20 protein-coding genes and 1 tRNA gene are annotated in these 16,756 nt (G+C 40.2%); 2 read left to right on the top strand and 19 right to left on the bottom strand.

Annotated features, from left to right (window positions below; genetic code table 11):
• Nucleotides 1-83: 83 nt before the first annotated feature.
• The gene (locus EQJ87_RS00320; protein WP_130122792.1) at nucleotides 84-1,058 is read left to right on the top strand and encodes a helix-turn-helix domain-containing protein; all 975 of its coding nucleotides are present in this window, start codon (nucleotides 84-86) and stop codon (nucleotides 1,056-1,058) included.
• Between the two features lie 303 nt (nucleotides 1,059-1,361).
• Here the strand turns inward: EQJ87_RS00320 and purK are convergent, their stop codons facing one another.
• From purK to EQJ87_RS00280, 8 genes are all read right to left on the bottom strand, one after another.
• Nucleotides 1,362-2,462 (bottom strand): 5-(carboxyamino)imidazole ribonucleotide synthase, encoded by a 1,101-nt coding sequence (gene purK, locus EQJ87_RS00315; RefSeq protein WP_190289007.1) that lies wholly within the window; start codon nucleotides 2,460-2,462, stop codon nucleotides 1,362-1,364.
• 22 nt (nucleotides 2,463-2,484) lie between these two features.
• Nucleotides 2,485-2,970 (bottom strand): 5-(carboxyamino)imidazole ribonucleotide mutase, encoded by a 486-nt coding sequence (gene purE, locus EQJ87_RS00310; RefSeq protein WP_130122791.1) that lies wholly within the window; start codon nucleotides 2,968-2,970, stop codon nucleotides 2,485-2,487.
• Between the two features lie 35 nt (nucleotides 2,971-3,005).
• Nucleotides 3,006-4,244, bottom strand: a complete 1,239-nt coding sequence (gene purD / locus EQJ87_RS00305; protein WP_130122790.1) for a phosphoribosylamine--glycine ligase — start codon at nucleotides 4,242-4,244, stop codon at nucleotides 3,006-3,008.
• Nucleotides 4,245-4,388: 144 nt separating this feature from the next.
• Nucleotides 4,389-5,321, bottom strand: coding sequence for a ferrochelatase (gene hemH / locus EQJ87_RS00300; protein ID WP_130122789.1), 933 nt, complete (start codon nucleotides 5,319-5,321; stop codon nucleotides 4,389-4,391).
• Between the two features lie 68 nt (nucleotides 5,322-5,389).
• Nucleotides 5,390-5,629: a KH domain-containing protein gene (locus EQJ87_RS00295; protein ID WP_003130710.1), complete on the bottom strand. Its 240-nt coding sequence runs from the start codon at nucleotides 5,627-5,629 to the stop codon at nucleotides 5,390-5,392.
• 94 nt (nucleotides 5,630-5,723) lie between these two features.
• Nucleotides 5,724-5,996, bottom strand: coding sequence for a 30S ribosomal protein S16 (gene rpsP, locus EQJ87_RS00290; RefSeq protein WP_130122788.1), 273 nt, complete (start codon nucleotides 5,994-5,996; stop codon nucleotides 5,724-5,726).
• An 89-nt stretch (nucleotides 5,997-6,085) separates the two neighbouring features.
• Nucleotides 6,086-7,330, bottom strand: a complete 1,245-nt coding sequence (locus tag EQJ87_RS00285) for a hydroxymethylglutaryl-CoA reductase, degradative (protein ID WP_130122787.1) — start codon at nucleotides 7,328-7,330, stop codon at nucleotides 6,086-6,088.
• A gap of 67 nt (nucleotides 7,331-7,397) precedes the next feature.
• Nucleotides 7,398-8,543 (bottom strand): thiolase family protein, encoded by a 1,146-nt coding sequence (locus EQJ87_RS00280; RefSeq protein ID WP_130122786.1) that lies wholly within the window; start codon nucleotides 8,541-8,543, stop codon nucleotides 7,398-7,400.
• A gap of 186 nt (nucleotides 8,544-8,729) precedes the next feature.
• Between EQJ87_RS00280 and EQJ87_RS00275 the strand changes: the two genes are divergently transcribed.
• Entirely contained in the window at nucleotides 8,730-9,881 is a 1,152-nt protein-coding gene (locus EQJ87_RS00275; RefSeq protein WP_130122785.1) for a hydroxymethylglutaryl-CoA synthase, read from the top strand.
• 141 nt (nucleotides 9,882-10,022) lie between these two features.
• Here EQJ87_RS00275 and EQJ87_RS00270 read toward each other — a convergent pair whose 3' ends face one another.
• The 11 genes from EQJ87_RS00270 to EQJ87_RS00220 all read right to left on the bottom strand — a co-directional run bounded on the left by EQJ87_RS00270 (nucleotide 10,023) and on the right by EQJ87_RS00220 (nucleotide 16,654).
• Nucleotides 10,023-10,730, bottom strand: coding sequence for a glucosamine-6-phosphate deaminase (locus tag EQJ87_RS00270; protein WP_130122784.1), 708 nt, complete (start codon nucleotides 10,728-10,730; stop codon nucleotides 10,023-10,025).
• 151 nt (nucleotides 10,731-10,881) lie between these two features.
• Nucleotides 10,882-12,156, bottom strand: a complete 1,275-nt coding sequence (locus tag EQJ87_RS00265; protein WP_130124538.1) for an NAD(P)H-dependent oxidoreductase — start codon at nucleotides 12,154-12,156, stop codon at nucleotides 10,882-10,884.
• Between the two features lie 96 nt (nucleotides 12,157-12,252).
• Entirely contained in the window at nucleotides 12,253-12,858 is a 606-nt protein-coding gene (locus EQJ87_RS00260; RefSeq protein WP_130122783.1) for an NADPH-dependent FMN reductase, read from the bottom strand.
• Between the two features lie 145 nt (nucleotides 12,859-13,003).
• Nucleotides 13,004-13,684: an IS6 family transposase gene (locus EQJ87_RS00255; protein ID WP_130122782.1), complete on the bottom strand. Its 681-nt coding sequence runs from the start codon at nucleotides 13,682-13,684 to the stop codon at nucleotides 13,004-13,006.
• Between the two features lie 380 nt (nucleotides 13,685-14,064).
• Nucleotides 14,065-14,139 (bottom strand) — tRNA-Lys (locus EQJ87_RS00250).
• Between the two features lie 127 nt (nucleotides 14,140-14,266).
• Entirely contained in the window at nucleotides 14,267-14,668 is a 402-nt protein-coding gene (locus EQJ87_RS00245; RefSeq protein WP_130124537.1) for a DUF722 domain-containing protein, read from the bottom strand.
• A 74-nt stretch (nucleotides 14,669-14,742) separates the two neighbouring features.
• Nucleotides 14,743-15,051 (bottom strand): hypothetical protein, encoded by a 309-nt coding sequence (locus EQJ87_RS00240; protein ID WP_130122781.1) that lies wholly within the window; start codon nucleotides 15,049-15,051, stop codon nucleotides 14,743-14,745.
• A 140-nt stretch (nucleotides 15,052-15,191) separates the two neighbouring features.
• Nucleotides 15,192-15,314, bottom strand: coding sequence for a DUF1660 domain-containing protein (locus tag EQJ87_RS11800; protein ID WP_223804531.1), 123 nt, complete (start codon nucleotides 15,312-15,314; stop codon nucleotides 15,192-15,194).
• A gap of 5 nt (nucleotides 15,315-15,319) precedes the next feature.
• Complete coding sequence (locus tag EQJ87_RS00230) at nucleotides 15,320-15,562, bottom strand: hypothetical protein (protein WP_130122779.1); 243 nt, start codon at nucleotides 15,560-15,562, stop codon at nucleotides 15,320-15,322.
• Nucleotides 15,540-15,905, bottom strand: a complete 366-nt coding sequence (locus tag EQJ87_RS00225; protein WP_130122778.1) for a helix-turn-helix domain-containing protein — start codon at nucleotides 15,903-15,905, stop codon at nucleotides 15,540-15,542. Before EQJ87_RS00225 ends, EQJ87_RS00230 begins: the two co-directional genes overlap by 23 nt.
• A 62-nt stretch (nucleotides 15,906-15,967) precedes the next feature.
• Nucleotides 15,968-16,654, bottom strand: coding sequence for a hypothetical protein (locus EQJ87_RS00220; RefSeq protein WP_130122777.1), 687 nt, complete (start codon nucleotides 16,652-16,654; stop codon nucleotides 15,968-15,970).
• Between the last annotated feature and the right edge of the window lie 102 nt (nucleotides 16,655-16,756).

Here is a 16,756-nt window from a genome sequence, read left to right as displayed (position 1 = left end):
AATTAAATTATTTTAATATTTTTCTAAACTCTGATATGTCTTGCACTTTTTTATGATACAATAGCTATCAGGAGGTAATAGACGTGAAAAATGAATTGGAGACTGTTACTCATCAACGAGTAAATAATCTCACTTTTTTGTTAGTGGATATTGCTTATCGCAGACCACACTTGCATTTTGATGTAGAAGTTTCTTTCCTACTTGAAGGAAGAGGCATCATCAGAACTCAAGATACTGAGTTTGAAATTAACCGCGGGGGAGGAATCATTTTTAATAGCTGTCAAACGCATGAGTTTGTTTCGATTGAGCCGATGAAATTGCTGATTTTGCAGTTTTCATCGACGCTTTTGGATGATGTTTATCCTCAGCTGGGTAAAATGATTTTTGAGAGTAAGCCTTTTAGCTTTACTGCCTCCCCTGAAGTGCTTCGTTTTGTCTTGCAAGCTGCGATGAGTTATTTTGAAACGTCGCTTAATTCGCCACTGCGTGTTTACGGTTATGCTTCTTTGGTTCTGGATGAACTTTTGAAACTTTGTAATCATGCAGTACTTTCGGGAACACAACAAAATAAACTGATGGATTTGCAGGAGCGTATTTCTCGTATCACTTCGTATATCCATGAACACTATACACAAAAGATTAGTTTGGATGATTTAGCTGCTCGCGAAAATTTTTCACGCACTTATTTTTCTCATTTCTTTAAAGCTAATTTTGGTATTACTTTTAAAGAATATTTGGATAATCTGCGTTGTGAAAAGGCTCGTTCTTTGCTTGCTTCAACAAATGATAGTTTGTTATCAATTTGTTATGCGTGTGGCTTTTCAGATATCCGCACGCTTAATAATGCTTTCTCCAAATGTTATGGGATTTCACCAAAACTTTTTCGTAAGCAACAAGGACAAACGGAGCTTTCGCTGCAAGCTTCATCTAATCAAAACTTTGATAATCAAGATTTTATTGATAACCAAAAGTTGTATGATGAGGTGGAAAGTTATCGTTATCTCCAACGTTTGTTCAAATCGAAATTTTCACAAAATCCTTTTGAGTTAACGGACTGACCTCTTTCTTACAGTACTAATGATATCGCTTTCTGTTTGCTTTTTCTTACAAGTTTTTCGATTTTAAAGTGGAATCGTTGTCATTTTCTGTTGAAAAATGCTGATGGTGCTTATTATTACTAGTTGGGATGACTTTTTTACTGACGGATGCTACGACAAGGGAGAGATTTTGCTGACGAAAATTTACGTCAGTATTTTCTCTGCTGGCTGACAAATCCGTCAGTGGTAGCTTTGGACTTTTTTACTGACGCGTTTGCGGGTAAGAAAAAACACATCTGCTTTATGAGCAAATGTGTTTTTTTATTACCAAATCTGAGTTTTAGAAATTGCTTCAAGGGTTGCGGCAAAGTCGTCCGTTAAAATCGTGAGGTGACCCATTTTGCGATTATGCTTGGCTTGGCTCTTGCCATAGTCGTGCTGATGCCAGTCGGGGTGCAGCTCAAGCAAATTTTCCGTGGGTGCAATGTGTTGGCCCAAAACATTGAGCATGATGGCTGGTTTTAGCAGTTGGGGAGTGGGCAACTTGTGTCCCAAGATTCCTTTGATGTGCAAGTCAAACTGATTGAAATCGCAGGCTTCAATGGTGTAATGCCCACTATTGTGTGGTCTCGGGGCTAATTCATTGACAAAAATTTCGCCGTCAGCAGACAAAAACATTTCTACGCACAAGGTGCCAGCCAGTTGTAATTTTTGGGCGATAGATAGGGCAATCTGGCGAGCTTGGTCAGCAATTTCTTCACTGACGCGTGCTGGGGCGATGGTTTGGTGCAAGATGTTTTCGCGGTGTTCATTTTCAGCGAGGGGAAAAGTCACAAAATCTTGACCATTTCCGCTGATGATGACTGAAATTTCTCGGTCGAAGCTGACGAAATCTTCAAGTACGCATTCGGCTTGTTCCGTCAGTAATTTCGCTGCGACCAAATCCTCGTCAGTGCTCAAAACGACTTGTCCGTGACCGTCATAGCCTCCTGTCGTTGTTTTGAGGACTTGTTTTTTTGTGACTTCTTCTGGCAAATCAGCCGGCCCTGAAATCAGCTGCCATGGGGCCACGTTGACCTTGGCTTCTTGGGTTAAAAATGTTTTCTCGAACTTCCGATTTTGACTTATTTCAAGCAGCCGAATCCCTTGTGGAATCTTCACACAGGATTCAATTTCATGAAGTGCTTCTGCCGAAACATTCTCAAACTCGTAAGTCACCACATCACAAGTGTAGGCCAATCCCAGCAGATGTTCGACGTCATCATAAGCAGCAATAATCATTTCATCAGAAACTTTTGCGGCTGGACAATTGGGGTCAGGATCAAGCGTGATCACTTTATGCCCCATGTATTGAGCTGCGATTGCCATCATTTGACCGAGCTGCCCACCACCGATAATTCCGATTGTTTTTTTCTTATTTTTCACGGCTTTTCCTCTCTTTTGATTTTTAAATCAATGCGTCGTTAGATTGCTTGACTAATTCAGTGGCTTGCAGCCGATAATGAACTATTTTTTCATGCAAAACTTCACTCTGATTGGCCAATAGCTCTACGGCAAACAGCGCTGCATTTTTTGCTCCCGCAGGACCAATTGCCATCGTCGCCACAGGGACGCCAGCAGGCATTTGCACAATCGAGTAAAGGGAATCCAGCCCAGATAAAGCGTTTGATTTTACAGGAACTCCAATCACAGGAAGCGTTGTTTGAGCTGCCACCATACCTGGCAAATGTGCCGCGCCACCAGCGCCAGCGATGATGACTTTGTAGCCATTTTCTCGAGCATTATTGGCAAATTCAGCCATTAGAGCTGGCGTGCGATGTGCTGAAATCACTTTTTTGTCGTAATTTACTTCAAATTCGTCGAGTAGATTTGCTGTTTCTTTCATTGTTGCCCAATCTGAGCTTGAACCCATGATAATCGCTACTTCTGCCACTTTTTCTCCTTTAGTTTAAGTGTTTTGCGCTTGCTTTATTTTACCGCTCTTGAACCAATGTCATGCCGGTAAAAAAAGCCCGTATGATCTAATTTTGCTAATTTTTGATAAAGCTTTTCTTGCGTGCTGGCTACATCTGCACCCGTTTGGGCGACCAGATAAACTCGCCCACCTGCTGAAACAAGTTGCTCTTGTTTTTTTGTCACTCCTGCATAGTATACTGTCAAATCTTCAGGTAGTTCTGGGAGCGCAAAGCCTGTTTTAGCTTGGGTTGGATAGCCTTCAGCTGCCACAACAACACCCAAGGTAATCCCTTTGTCCAACCATGTCAAGACGGGTGGCCGTTCGTCCAAAATATCAAGAATTGCTTGTGCCAAATCACTCGTCAAGCGAGGAAGCACTACCTGCGTTTCCGGATCGCCAAAGCGGGCATTGAATTCAATCGTTTTAGGGCCATCTTCCGTCAAAATCAACCCTGCATAAAGTACACCTGTAAAGGATTTTCCTTCGGCAATCATCCCGGCAACTGTTGGTTTCACAATTTTTTCAAGGGCTTCATTGATTACCTCTTCTGAGATATGGCTGACTGGACAATAAGCCCCCATCCCTCCAGTATTTGGCCCTTTATCACCATCAAAAGCTCGCTTGTGATCTTGCGCCAAAGGCATCGGGTAAATTTTTCCTGCGTGTACGAAACTAAAGAGTGAAAATTCTTCGCCATCCAAAAATTCTTCTATGACAACTTTTCCATTTGGCTCGGAAAAAATGGCCTCAAGTGCTGTTTCAGCAGTGGCGATATCAAAAGCTACCGTAACTCCTTTTCCCGCGGCTAAGCCATCTGCCTTGATGACAATTGGCGCACCCACTTGATGCAGATAAGCTAATGCAGGCGCTAAAGCTACAAATGTGGCATATTGAGCCGTTGGTACACCATATTTGGTCATGATGGATTTGGCAAAATCCTTTGATCCTTCCAGCTCTGCTGCTGCTTTCTTAGGTCCAAAAATCTGCAGATTGGCTTTTTCAAAAGCATCCACAACTCCATTCATCAAGGCTGTTTCCGGACCAACAAAAGTTAACGAAATGTTTTGCTTTTGAGCAAATTCTACTAATTTTTCGTTTGAAAGTTCGGAAATATCAACCAGTTGAATTCCTTCTTGAACCATTCCTAAATTCCCTGGTGCCACAAAGACTTCATCGACTTGTGGACTTTCCATAAACTTCCTTGCAATCGCGTGCTCTCGACCCCCAGAGCCAATTACTAAAATTTTCATTTCCCAACTCACTTTCTAATTCTATCTTATTTTAATTTTCAAAAATAGAAAAGTCTGAATAAAACATTCCACAAAGAAATTCGTTTAATGTTCGGAAATAGTCAAGAACTAAAAAAAGCTCACCGGCTGATGAGCTTTTCTTTTTTACTGAACAATTTCTTTTAAAACTTGGGTAAAAGCGGCTGAATCGTTAAAGGGATGAACAAAATCAAAAATTTCTCCGCCATTTTCAAGGAAGACTTTTTTGTTTTCAATTTCAAGCTCATAGCGTGTTTCTAAACAATCCGCGACAAAGGCGGGGGAGCAAATCAAGATTTTTTTGATTCCTTCGGAAGAGAATTTTGCCATACGTTCAATGGTTGCTGGGCCTAGCCACTTGTCTGGGCCAAATTTTGACTGATAAGTATGCTCATACTGCTCAGAATCAAGTCCTAATTTTGCCACAAGACGACGTGTTAGAGTTTGACATTGGGCTTTATAAGGATCTTTTTTCTTGGTCACATAAGCTTCTGGAATGCCGTGATAACTAAAAATAACTTTATCATAAGGCTGAGTCTGCCATTTTTCTCGAATGGTTTGTGCTAGTAAATCAATATAACTTTCGAACTGATAAAAATCACGAATCACTTTGATTTGAGCATCCACTTTTTTAACTTGTTGGATGATTGGCTCAACTGTCGTCAAAGAATACATTGGATAAAGCGGAAGGACGGTAATGTCATTCACTCCTGCTTGACGCATTTTGGCAATCGTTGTGTGAATCCGTGGTTCACCATAGGTCATCGCAAAATGGACTTCTTTTTCTGGACAGAGCCCTTGCAATTGTTTTGTTTGAGCGATGGTGTAAGTTAAAAGTGGTGAGCCTTTTTCTGTCCAGACTTGTTTGTACATTTCGGCTGATTTTGCAGGTCTTACCTTTAAGATTATTCCATTCAAAATAGGGAGCCACAACCAGCGCGGCTTTTGAATGACGAGGGGATCACTCAAAAATTCTTTCAAATAAGCTTTGACATCTTCTGTTTTATAAGAACGAGGTGTGCCAAGGGCGACAAGTAAAATTCCTTTTTTATTATCCAATTTTATTCCTCTCTATTTGTATTTTATTGAGCAAAAAAACTCATCACAAAAGATGAGCTCTTTTATTTTTATTGATCAACCAAAAGGCGCACTTTTTTGCCTTCGACAGGGACAAAATAAACCACTGTACGAATGGCTTGGATAATACGACCTTGTCGACCGATAATCCGCCCAATATCGCCTTCAGCGACTTTGAGATGATATTCCATAAATTCTTCGCCCTCAATGAGCTCCAAGGAAACTTCATCTGGTTGGGTAACCAAAGGTTTTACGATGGTTAAAACAAGTTCTTTCACATCTTTTTGCATTTCTTACCTCTACTCTGACTTAGTTGTTAAGTCCATTTTATGTGATTTTTTAAATGATTCACGAAAAGCTGCTAGAAAGCAGCTTTTTTCAAAATTATTTAGAAAGTTTTGATTCGTGGAATTTTTTCATAACGCCAGCTTTTGAAAGGAGGTTACGAACTGTATCTGAAGGTTGTGCACCGTTAGCCAACCATGCCAAAACACGTTCTTCTTTCAAAGTAACTTGGTTTTCAGCAACAAGTGGGTTGTATGTTCCAACTGTTTCGATGAATTTACCATCACGTGGAGCACGTGAATCAGCGATGTTAATACGGTAGAAAGGTTTTTTCTTAGAACCCATACGAGTCAAACGAATTTTTACAGACATTTATATATTTCCTATTTCTAATTTTTTAGTACTTCATTATTATAGCAGATGAAAAGAGTGCTGTCAAGAAAAAAACTTGACAGGTCATTTTATTTTTTAGGTGCTTTGCGAATGTCAGCCAAAAGCTTTTCTGCTACCGCTTGGTTCATTAGTTTTTCTTGGCGGAGACGGCTGGTGATTTTGGCGACTTCATCGCCTTTTGCTCCTACTGATAAAGCTAATGAACGAGCTTGTAAGCTCATGTGTCCTTGTTGAATGCCTTCTGAGACTAAGGCACGCAAGGCGGCTAGATTTTGGGCCAAGCCTACTGCGACGATGAGTTGGGCAAGTTTTTTAGCTTCGGTAATGGTTAAAATTTCCATTGCGGCTTGAGCTTTGGGTAAGACTTTCACGCCCCCGCCCACGGTGGCAACGGGTAATGGGAGTTCTAACTCTCCCACTAAAACATCAGCTTGCACACGCCAAGTGGCTAAGCCTTGATAGTGACCAGATTTTGCGGCATAGGCATGAATGCCCGCAGCAATGGCTCTTGTGTCATTACCTGTGGCCAAAACAACGGCGTTAATTCCATTCATAATTCCTTTATTATGAGTGGTGGCACGGTAGGGATCGAGTTTTGAAAACTGGGAAGCGGCAGCAATTTTTTCAGCAACTTCTGCGCCATTACTTGTTTTAGAGAGTCTAGCGACGGGGATTTCACAGCTGACTTTGACTAAAGATTCCGTAGCAAAGTTAGAAAGGATGCTAAATAATATTTTTTCTTCTGGGAACCATTCACGAAAAAGCTCGGCAACTCCTTCCAAGATAGAGTTGACAATATTAGCCCCCATTGCATCTTGAACATCAACTTTAAAGTCTACCGATAAAAACGACTGCTCATCAAAAAAGCGACTGGAAATACTGCGTAAACCTCCACCACGTTTGATAATTGAGGGATAAGTCTTTTCAGCGTGAGCAAAAATTTCGAGCTGATTTTCAGTGATTTTTTGAGCGATTGCTGTCGGATTTTTAACCTCATAAAAAACAATCTGTCCCCGCATAAGTCGCTCTTTTATAGTAGCAGTGAAATTGCCCGCAATTTTTGCACCATTGCTTGCGGCGGCAATAACTGAAGGTTCTTCCGTGACCATTGGTACAAGATAGCGTTCGTTGTTAACGATAAAATTTTGCGCCAGCCCCATTGGTAATTCAAATTCAGAAATTTGGTTTTCAATGAGATTGTTGGCAATGTCATACTCTAGGGTCATTTGGCTCAGAATTTGCTCAGTTTGGGCAGATAAATTAAGCGTTTGTCGGCGCTCATCTGGCGTCATTTGATAAAATTTCTTTTCCATTTTTTGCAAAAATGCCCAGAAATTCTGGGCAAATCCTCCGTTTTTGACAAGATGATTTTGTTAGCTTTTATTTTTTATAGTTTGGATTTTTGAGCAAAACAGCAAGTCCCAAACCACCACCGATACACAAGCTAGCAATACCGTATGCTTTTTGTTCGTGTTTTAGAGCGTAGCTCAAAGTCGTAAGAATTCTTGCGCCACTTGAACCAATCGCGTGTCCGAGTGCAATTGCACCGCCGTAGATATTGACTTTTTCCGCTGGGAGTTCTAGTTCTTGATTAACAGCGAGGCTTGATGCTGCAAAGGCTTCGTTGATTTCAAAGAGGTCAATTTCTGAGAGCGAAAGATTTGTGCGCTCTAGGAGTTTTTTGATAGCTTTGATGGGAGAAACACCCATGATTGCTGGGTCGATGCCGACTTCAGTGCTATCAATCAACTCAGCCAGATAAGGGATATGGTGTTGTTCAGCATAGGCTTTGGTTGCCAAGATGACTGCTGAGGCGCCGTCATTGACTGGTGATGAATTTCCAGCAGTGACTGTCCCGTTTTCTTTGAAAACTGTCCGTAAGGTTGCTAATTTTTCTAGGCTAGAGCTTGGACGTGGTGTTTCGTCGTCTTCAAGGTTACCAAGAGGAACGATTTCGGCTTTGAATGCTCCTGCTTGCGTGGCTGCGACGGCTTTTTCTTGAGAGTTTTGGGCAAATTCGTCTTGAGCTTTGCGACTCACGCCAAATTGTTCAGCGATTGTTTCGCCAACGATTCCCATAGAAATTCCTGAAAAGGCGTCAACTAAACCATCATTGAGCATACTAAGATTTTCTTCTTGCGTTTTACGGTTTTTAAGAATAGGAGCGTTAGACATTGATTCTGTGCCTCCGGCGATGACGACTTCGGCTTCTCCGAGTTGCAGGAGTTGTTTGGCAAGAATAATGGCTTTCATGCCTGAACCACATACTTCGTTAATGGTCGAGGCTGGAACTTCGTTTGATAAACCGCTTTGGATGGCGATTTGACGGGCGATGTTTTGACCGTTGCCTGCTTGGAGGACATTACCAAAAATGACTTGGTCGATGTCTGTTTTGAGTTGTTCATGTCTTTTTAGAAGGGATGAAACAACGTGCTGGCCTAGGTTTGCTGCTGTATATTCAGCGAGCGCACCGTCGTATCTTCCAACTGGGGTGCGCAAGGCGTCAATGATTACTATTTCTTTCACGAGTAAACCTCCGAAAGTCATTATAGCATATTTTGCTTATTTTTTGTCAAAAGCTCTTTACATTGTCTTTGCTGTGCAAAAGAACCTGAATTAGGTTTTCCTCACTTTTTATGATAAAATTGATACATTCGCAAAGAGATTTGAAAGGAGTTTCTCATTTTTAGGAAATGAGAAAATTTTTAAGATATGAAAGTCGGTATAGATAAACTTGCCTTTTTTGTTCCTGATACTTTTGTTGATATGACGGACTTAGCGCTGGCTCGTGGGGTAGATCCTGCGAAATTTCACATTGGTATCGGGCAAGACGAAATGGCAGTCAATCCTGCAACTCAAGATATTATTACTTTCGCGGCGAATGCGGCGGCAGGAATTTTGGATGAGGCGGACAAACAGGCGATTGACATGGTCATTGTCGGAACGGAATCAAGCGTGGATGAATCGAAGGCTTCGGCTGTGGTGGTTCATGATTTGCTCGGAATTCAACCTTTTGCTCGCAGTATTGAGATGAAGGAAGCTTGCTACGCAACGACTGCTGGGCTTATTTTGGCGCGAGATCATGTGACGTTGAATCCTGAGGCAAAGGTGCTTGTGATTGCTTCTGATATTGCTAAATATGGCTTAAACACAGGCGGAGAACCTACTCAAGGTGCTGGAAGTGTGGCTATGCTCGTGACGGCAAATCCACGAATCTTGGCTTTGAATAATGATAGTGTGGCGTTGAGCCAAGATATTTATGATTTCTGGCGTCCTTTTGGTCAAGCTTATCCTTCGGTGGATGGGCAATTTTCAAATGAGACTTATATCAATGCTTTTGCTCAGGTTTGGCAAGAATATACTCGTCGGACTGGCCTTGCTTTTGAGGATTTTGCGGCGCTTGCTTTCCATACCCCTTATACTAAAATGGGGAAAAAAGCCTTGTTGCCTATGCTTGAGGCACATCAGCCTGACAATGCGGCTGAGTTGATGGAGCAATTTGAAAAGGGGATTACTTATAATCGCCGTGTGGGTAATCTTTATACGGGTTCTCTCTACTTGAGTTTGATTTCACTTTTGGAAAATTCTGAGCAGCTTGTGGCTGGTGATCGACTGGGCTTGTTTAGTTATGGTTCGGGTACGGTCGCTGAATTTTTCTCAGGAGAGTTGGTTGAGGGCTATGAAAAACACTTACGTAAGACTGAACACCTGAACTTACTAGATGCTCGTAAACGCTTGTCAATTACGGAGTATGAGCAAATGTTTGATGAACATTTGGACTTGAATCACAATACTTCTTTTGCTGACGAAACTGCTTTTTCTGTGGCGGAGATTTTTGAAAATCATCGGCTTTATAAAAAATAACCACTGACTTAGGTCAGTGGTTTTTTTGAAAAATTTTGCTCCAGACATTTACGTCAGTAATTTCTCTGCGTACATTTGGCTAGAGAAATTGCTGACGTATTTTTTGAAGGGTAAAAAAGTCCCAAAGTGGACTTTTTTTATTTATTTTGTCAAAAGTGATGCTGCAGCTTCGTCAGCGATAACAATCACATTGTCATGTTTTTGAAGAATTGATGCTGGAAGGTCAACTGTTACTTCACCTTCTACCATACCTTTGATTGCGTCAGCTTTTTCTTTGCCGTAAGCCATCAAGACGATGTTTTTAGATTGCATAATTGATGCCAAGCCCATTGAAATCGCTTTACGTGGTACGTCTGCTTCTGTTTCGAAGAAACGTGCGTTTGCTTTGATTGTGCTTTCTTGAAGATCAACGACGTGAGTTGTGATTTCGGCTGGTGTTCCTGGTTCGTTGAAACCGATGTGTCCATTTTGACCGATACCGAGGATTTGCCAATCGATTGGGTTTTCAGCGATGATTTGGTCGTAATGTTTTGCTTCAGCTTCAAGATCTGCCGCTTTACCATTTGGCAAGAAGTTTTCTTTAAATGGTTTTTCTTCAAACAAATGTTTGTTCATGAAATAACGGTAAGATTGGTCGTTTGATCCGTCAAGTCCTACGTATTCGTCCAAGTTTACTGAGGTCATGTCTGTAAAATCAAGATCTGAGTTAACGATTTGATTGTAAAATTCAACTGGTGTTGAACCTGTTGCCAAGCCAAGTGTTTTTGTGCCATTTTCCATGGCTTCTTTAAGCAAATCGAATCCGATTTTTGCGCCTTCAAGTTGGTTTTTTACGACGATAACTTTCATTTTATCTGCTACTCCATTCTTAAATTGGTATATATCAATTTATCTACACTTTTATTATAGCATAAATTTTCATCCTGTCAACCGCTTTGTGTCGATTTTAACTAAAAAATAATGCCTGAATTGAGACATTATTTTATGTTCTTTTTTTAAATTAGTGACTAGAAGCACCTGTATCTGCATCGGCTGTTGTGTCAGATACTGGCGCTGAATGGTGTGATGCCGAGGCGCCTGTTGAAGCGTCGGCTTCTGGTGCTGAACTGTTTGTACTTGCGCCTGTCGCCGCATCTGTTGGCACGGCGGAAGAGTTTGCGCTAACTAAGCGTTGGCCTGTTTGTTGCAAATACCAGTCCAGCCAAGGTTTAAAATTGAATACAATTTCATTGATTCCGCCGTAATTGCCGTTTGGATAGTACATGGCTTGGTAGTTGTGGGTATTGATAAGCTTAGTGTGATCTCCAGGAATCATCGTTCTCACGTATTCTTCGTTACCACTACGCAGGCTAGCAATAACCCATTCCACATTTTTCATCCTTTGAGGAGGCAATGACGAATGAACGGTGCCCAGACGATTGCCTGATTGTTCGGGAACCCGTTTGGCCAGCATACTATTTGGGTCTTGATGGGCATTATTGTAATACAAAAACTGATTATTGTCATCTGCATAAGTCAGTTCAAAGGGCATTGATTTGAGGAACATATCAATCTGATCAACGGTTAAAATTCCGTGGTCAAGTTTGACATAAGTATTACCAGAAACGGCATTGGTCACAGCGGCTGCTTTTTCTACCCAGTCTGGGTCATCTGGATCAATTCCTTCAATTGTGGTCGCAATCGGTTTTGTGACATACAAGTCTTCTGGTTCTAATGGTTTTGGTTTTTTCAATGTTGAAACAACGCCAACATATTTCACAAAATTATCCAAGCAGAGCTCTAAAAATTTCACTGTGCCTGCATTTGTGATATTTCCAGCTGCGTCAAAAGCTTCTTTGGCTTTGCCAAGTAAAAATTCATTGCCAGGCAGAACGTAAGCATTAACTCCTGGCGCGTCCAAGATTTGGCGCAATTGCAGTTGGGCACGAGACGATCCTTGATCATAATAAGAGGCACCAACAATCATCACTGGCTTGCCTTCAAAGGGATGAAGATCGAAAGAAAGCCATTCTAGCAAGCTTTTCAGGGCGACTGGAATCGTGTGATTATGCTCTGGCGTAGCAATAATGACGCCATCAGCACGCGAGACTTTATTGTAGACAAAGCGTAAATTGAAATTATCTGACGCATCAACATCTTGGTTGAACATTGGAATCTCTGTAATTTCCAAAAGTTCCAGTTCGAATTTTTGTTTAAAATGGGATTGGATGAATTGTAACAACATCCGGTTATAAGATTGCTCAGCATTTGAGCCAACAATACCAACAAATTTCATCATGTTCTCCTTAAAAATACGGGAAGTTTACTAAAGGTGTACAAAACGCTTGTAAGTTTTGGGGCGTTTTTTCTCAGTTTTCTTTCCGAAAGTTCCTTATAAATTTTCCCAGTCAAAATTTTCTGCTTCTTTGTGCAGTAATTTTTGGGCGCTTGTAAGTTTGGCCGTCATTTTGACGTAAAGTCGAAAATCGGTAAAGAGGGCTTCTAGCTTTTCAACGGTTTCCAAATCAATTAAATTGCCTTCGCCGTCAAAAGCTTGCAATGAGTGAGCGAGCAAAAATTCTGAGCCTGGCATCACGGAAGCTTTGAGCTCTGGCGAGTTTAAGATGATACGCAATTGTGCTTGGGCGCGGGACGAGCCGAGCGTTCCATAAGATGCCCCTGTAATCATGACGGGTTTGTTGAGTAGGGGAAAAATGCCGTAAGATAGCCAAGCGAGTGCGTTCATCAAGACGGCGGGAATCGCGTGGTCATATTCAGGCGCACCGATAATGACACCATCTGCTTCGTCAATTTTTTGGGCAAGAGCAAGAACATTTTCAGGGAGAATTTTGCTTTCGGGCTTGTTGAACATGGGCAAGTCTTTGATTTCAACCACTTCAATCTCAGCTTGATTGGCAAAATGTTTTTGCATATATTGTAACAACTGTCGATTCGTTGATTTTTGGGAGTTTGTACCAACAATCGCGATAAGTTTCATGGTTGTTCTCTTTTCTATTTTTAAATATGAATTTTAGTTTCTTATCAAAAATGATAACGATAACAAATTCAGTTTCATTATAACATTTTCCGGTTCTGTTGCAAAGTTTGAAATTTTAAAATAACGTTTCTGCCCCGTGTTCCTCTTAAGCTGTTATTCCCATTAAAATTTTTATTTCAGTAGAGACCGAAAAGCCGAAGAGCGTTCCATTTCTTCGGTTCTTTTTGTATATTCCTCGAATGGTCTCCATGCCCTTAATCGTGGTTGAGGCAGTCCGGAGACTTCGATAAAATTTATTGCGACGTTTGACTGGTCTATGATCTTGCTCAATTAAGTTATTGAGATATTTCACGGTTCGATGCTCTGTTTTGGTGTATAACCCATTTCTCTGTAACTTTCTAAATGCAGAGCCAATAGAGGGTGCTTTATCAGTTACGATGACTCTAGGTTGTCCAAACTGTTTATGGAGCCTTTTTAAGAAAGCATACGCCGCCTGCGTGTCTCGTTTCTTTCGTAACCAGATATCTAAGGTTAAACCGTCCGCATCAATTGCTCGATAGAGATAATGCCAACGACCTTTGATTTTAATATAGGTTTCATCCATTTTCCACGAATAGAAGGACTGTCTATTTTTCTTTTTCCAGAGATGATAGAGCACTTTACTGTATTCTTGAACCCAACGATAAATCGTAGTGTGACAAACATTTATTCCACGGTCATAAAGCAATTCCTGAACTTCACGATAGCTCAGATTGTAACGGAGGTAGTAACCTACTGCGACAATAATCACATCTTTTTGGAATTGTTTGCCCTTAAAATGATTCATTTGGAACCCCTCGCTCTCTTTTCCCTTCCATTTTATAATAAATCTAGAAAACTTGGAAACTTCGCAACAGAACCGCTACTAGTACTACTACTCGCTCCTTTCTCCAACAATAAAAGGCTGCCCATTGGGCAACCTGTAATAAAATAATAATAGCAAGTCAGGGAATCGAACCCTGAGCGCCTACGTTCCCGTACCGTGCTTGCTACTAGCATTAAGTATAAACTCGCCACTTGTTATTTATACGTTAGTGATAAATAACTCCAAGCCTGCTATGTTTTAAATAACCCCGTTGTGAATGTAACGACAATCACTGTACAGTCGCAAGTTACCAAGCTGTTTTTATGGATTCAAACCATGGGAATATTATTATCAACCCATTATGTGACTGAGTGAGATTCGAACTCACGCCTCTGCATTAAAAGTGCAGTGTCTTAACCCCTTGACCATGCAGCCACAACAACGAAGTATGTCCAACCGAATAAATTGTAATTTTGCGCTTTCGTTGATAACTTCATGCTACCATTATCGCACTTAAATTCGGATATAAACGGGCAAAAAACGGGTTAAAAACGGAAAGTAAAATCAGCCCAAAGTACTTCTCCATAATCCATCTCTCAGTGTTTTTTTAAATGATGCATATTGTTTTCTTGCAGCATCTTCATCTAAGAATATCCTTTGTCCAACTTTTGACCACGACAAACGATATTTAAAACGAGCGATTATAATTTCTTTTACTTTTGTTCCGTGTATCACTTCCATCAACTCATCGAGTGTTTGCTTCTGATCATTAAGTCTGCCAAGTTCCTTATCAGCCTCCTTAATCAAATAGTTGCGCTCTTGTGGTGCGGTGTTTGAACTACTCCCACCGCTTCCGATTCTTTCCTCATGTTTTTCACGAGTGATCCAGCGTTCTCTCGAATTGATTTTAACTTGAAGCATACCTGTCATGTAATCACTTAATAACATATCTAATCTATCCGCCAATTCAAAAGCCTCCTGTGGTATAATAAGATTAGATGCAATCTTGCCGAAGCCCGTTCCCAGCGGGCTTTTTTTGTTTACCATAAAATTTGAATGAATGATTTATAAGTCTTAATTCCTAAAAAATTCTCTCCATGGATTTCTCTAAATGCTATGGCAAAACCATCACCGAGCTTTTCTTTTAAAAGAGAAGTTGTTTCTTTATTCCCTAGTCTCAACCTTAAATAACTATCACACTGATCACTTACTTGAATTCTAAAACCTGTATATCCTTTTTCGGCTGAAATCCTGATATTATTTTCTAAATTTGCTTTTTTGTACCATCTCTCAAACCATTTTTCATGCGATTCTTTTTGAGATGATTTAATTTCATCAATTAATGTCATTTTATTCTCCTAATATCCAAACCACAACATTTTTAGTAATAACAGTAATGCTGAAAATAAAAGCAGACAGACCAGAATAATTAATATCCAGGCGATGATATAACCAATTGCACTACTTATCTTCTTCATTTTTCTCCACCTCAATCCATGTGTTTATCAAGCCAAATATCAAGCCATCTTACTTGCAGCCCACATCTCCTGCAATATGGGTGAATATTATACAGACAATTGAATCTTAAATCATGCCCGAACAGCTTACACATTAGTTTCATTGGTTGTCCTCCTCAAATACTGATTGCAAATATTCATCAGAATATGGACAATAATTTTCATCATCAGTCATCCGTTTTTTCAGTTGTTGCCAGTTTGAAAACTGACCAATAATTAAATCATTGTCTCCACAAATATCACAAGTATCTTCGGCTTCTTCTAATTCTTCTCCTGGAGTATCTTCTGGCATCAGATAGATTCCTCCGTCCAAATGATTTTCAATTACCCAATATTGTTTCATTCAATCCCTCCAAGTTAAGTCTATCGCCAACTAATTTAATAGCACTTTTTATAAATTCTTTCTCTGATTCATTTGCTTGAATATAAGTTTTAATAATCCAATCTAAGTCAAAATCTTGAGCGCCCTCGTATCGAACTGGCATATCAGTATAGCCAAGTAGATATTTTACATCTACATCGAAAAAATCTGCAAGAATTTGAGCTTTTTCTGCATTAGGATTAATTCCTCTTGTTTCATAGCTTGATATGGTAGATTTTTTTATTCCTATTTTTTCTGCAAGTTCTACAAGGGTTATCCCCCTTTTTTTCCGTAGTTCTTTAATTCTATTCGAAGTTGTTGCCATTGCAGTACCTCCTTTCATCATCCCCACCAGTCATTGACCAGCGATATTAGTTTGTCGGTCATTCAAGCCTCGTCAAATAAACTCATCTGTCCTTTCTTTTCTTCTATGAGTGGAATCCAGTCAGGAAATTTACTTTCAATATGTTCAATTGCCTGTTCCGTCCATTCATGAATCCCTAAAAATTCCATTGCATCTTTGCTGTGAGGGATAACATTTATCTCTGAGAAACCAATCGGATTATTAGCACTGTTTTGAATGAAATAAACTTGCTTCACGGCCATTTCCAATGCATCACCATGAATGATTACACCATTCATTCCTCGAATTGCAAAAGCATGAATCAAGAATGAAATAGCTTCATCTGATAATTCTAATGCCTGGTACCAATAGTTACTCGGCAAATAGTTAAAAAAGTCAGTATTCATTCGGTCATCTTGCCATTTTTGAATGATTAGAGTTCCTGTTCCAGCTCCAGTTAAATCAGCACCTCCAGAACCACCTACAAGCAACGCTGTGAGCTTACCAAGTGCATCTGGTGTATAATGCTGTCCTTTTGCCGAAACAGCTGAGTGAGTCATAAAATAATCTCTGAAAAAATCAACACTCATGTCATGGTGGATATTTAAGATTTTAGAGTAAAATTCTTCACGTCCTTTTTTATCAAAAACAAGCTCTTGAATTTGATTTGTGAAATTCATATGTTCATCAACATTGAGCATGTCATAGAATTGCTGCTCAGTAATTGTCATCTATCCCCTCCAGTATTTTTAGTAATTTATGGAACCTTATAATATTATTCTTGAAAGAAGTCATTGGAGCTTTGTTTCTATAGCGTACTTATCCAATTTCAT

It is taken from the genome of Lactococcus sp. S-13 (assembly GCF_004210295.1).
Classification (GTDB): Bacteria; Bacillota; Bacilli; order Lactobacillales; family Streptococcaceae; genus Lactococcus.
The sequence above is the reverse complement of the archived record's forward strand: the minus strand, read 5'-3'. Positions and strand labels throughout refer to the sequence as shown.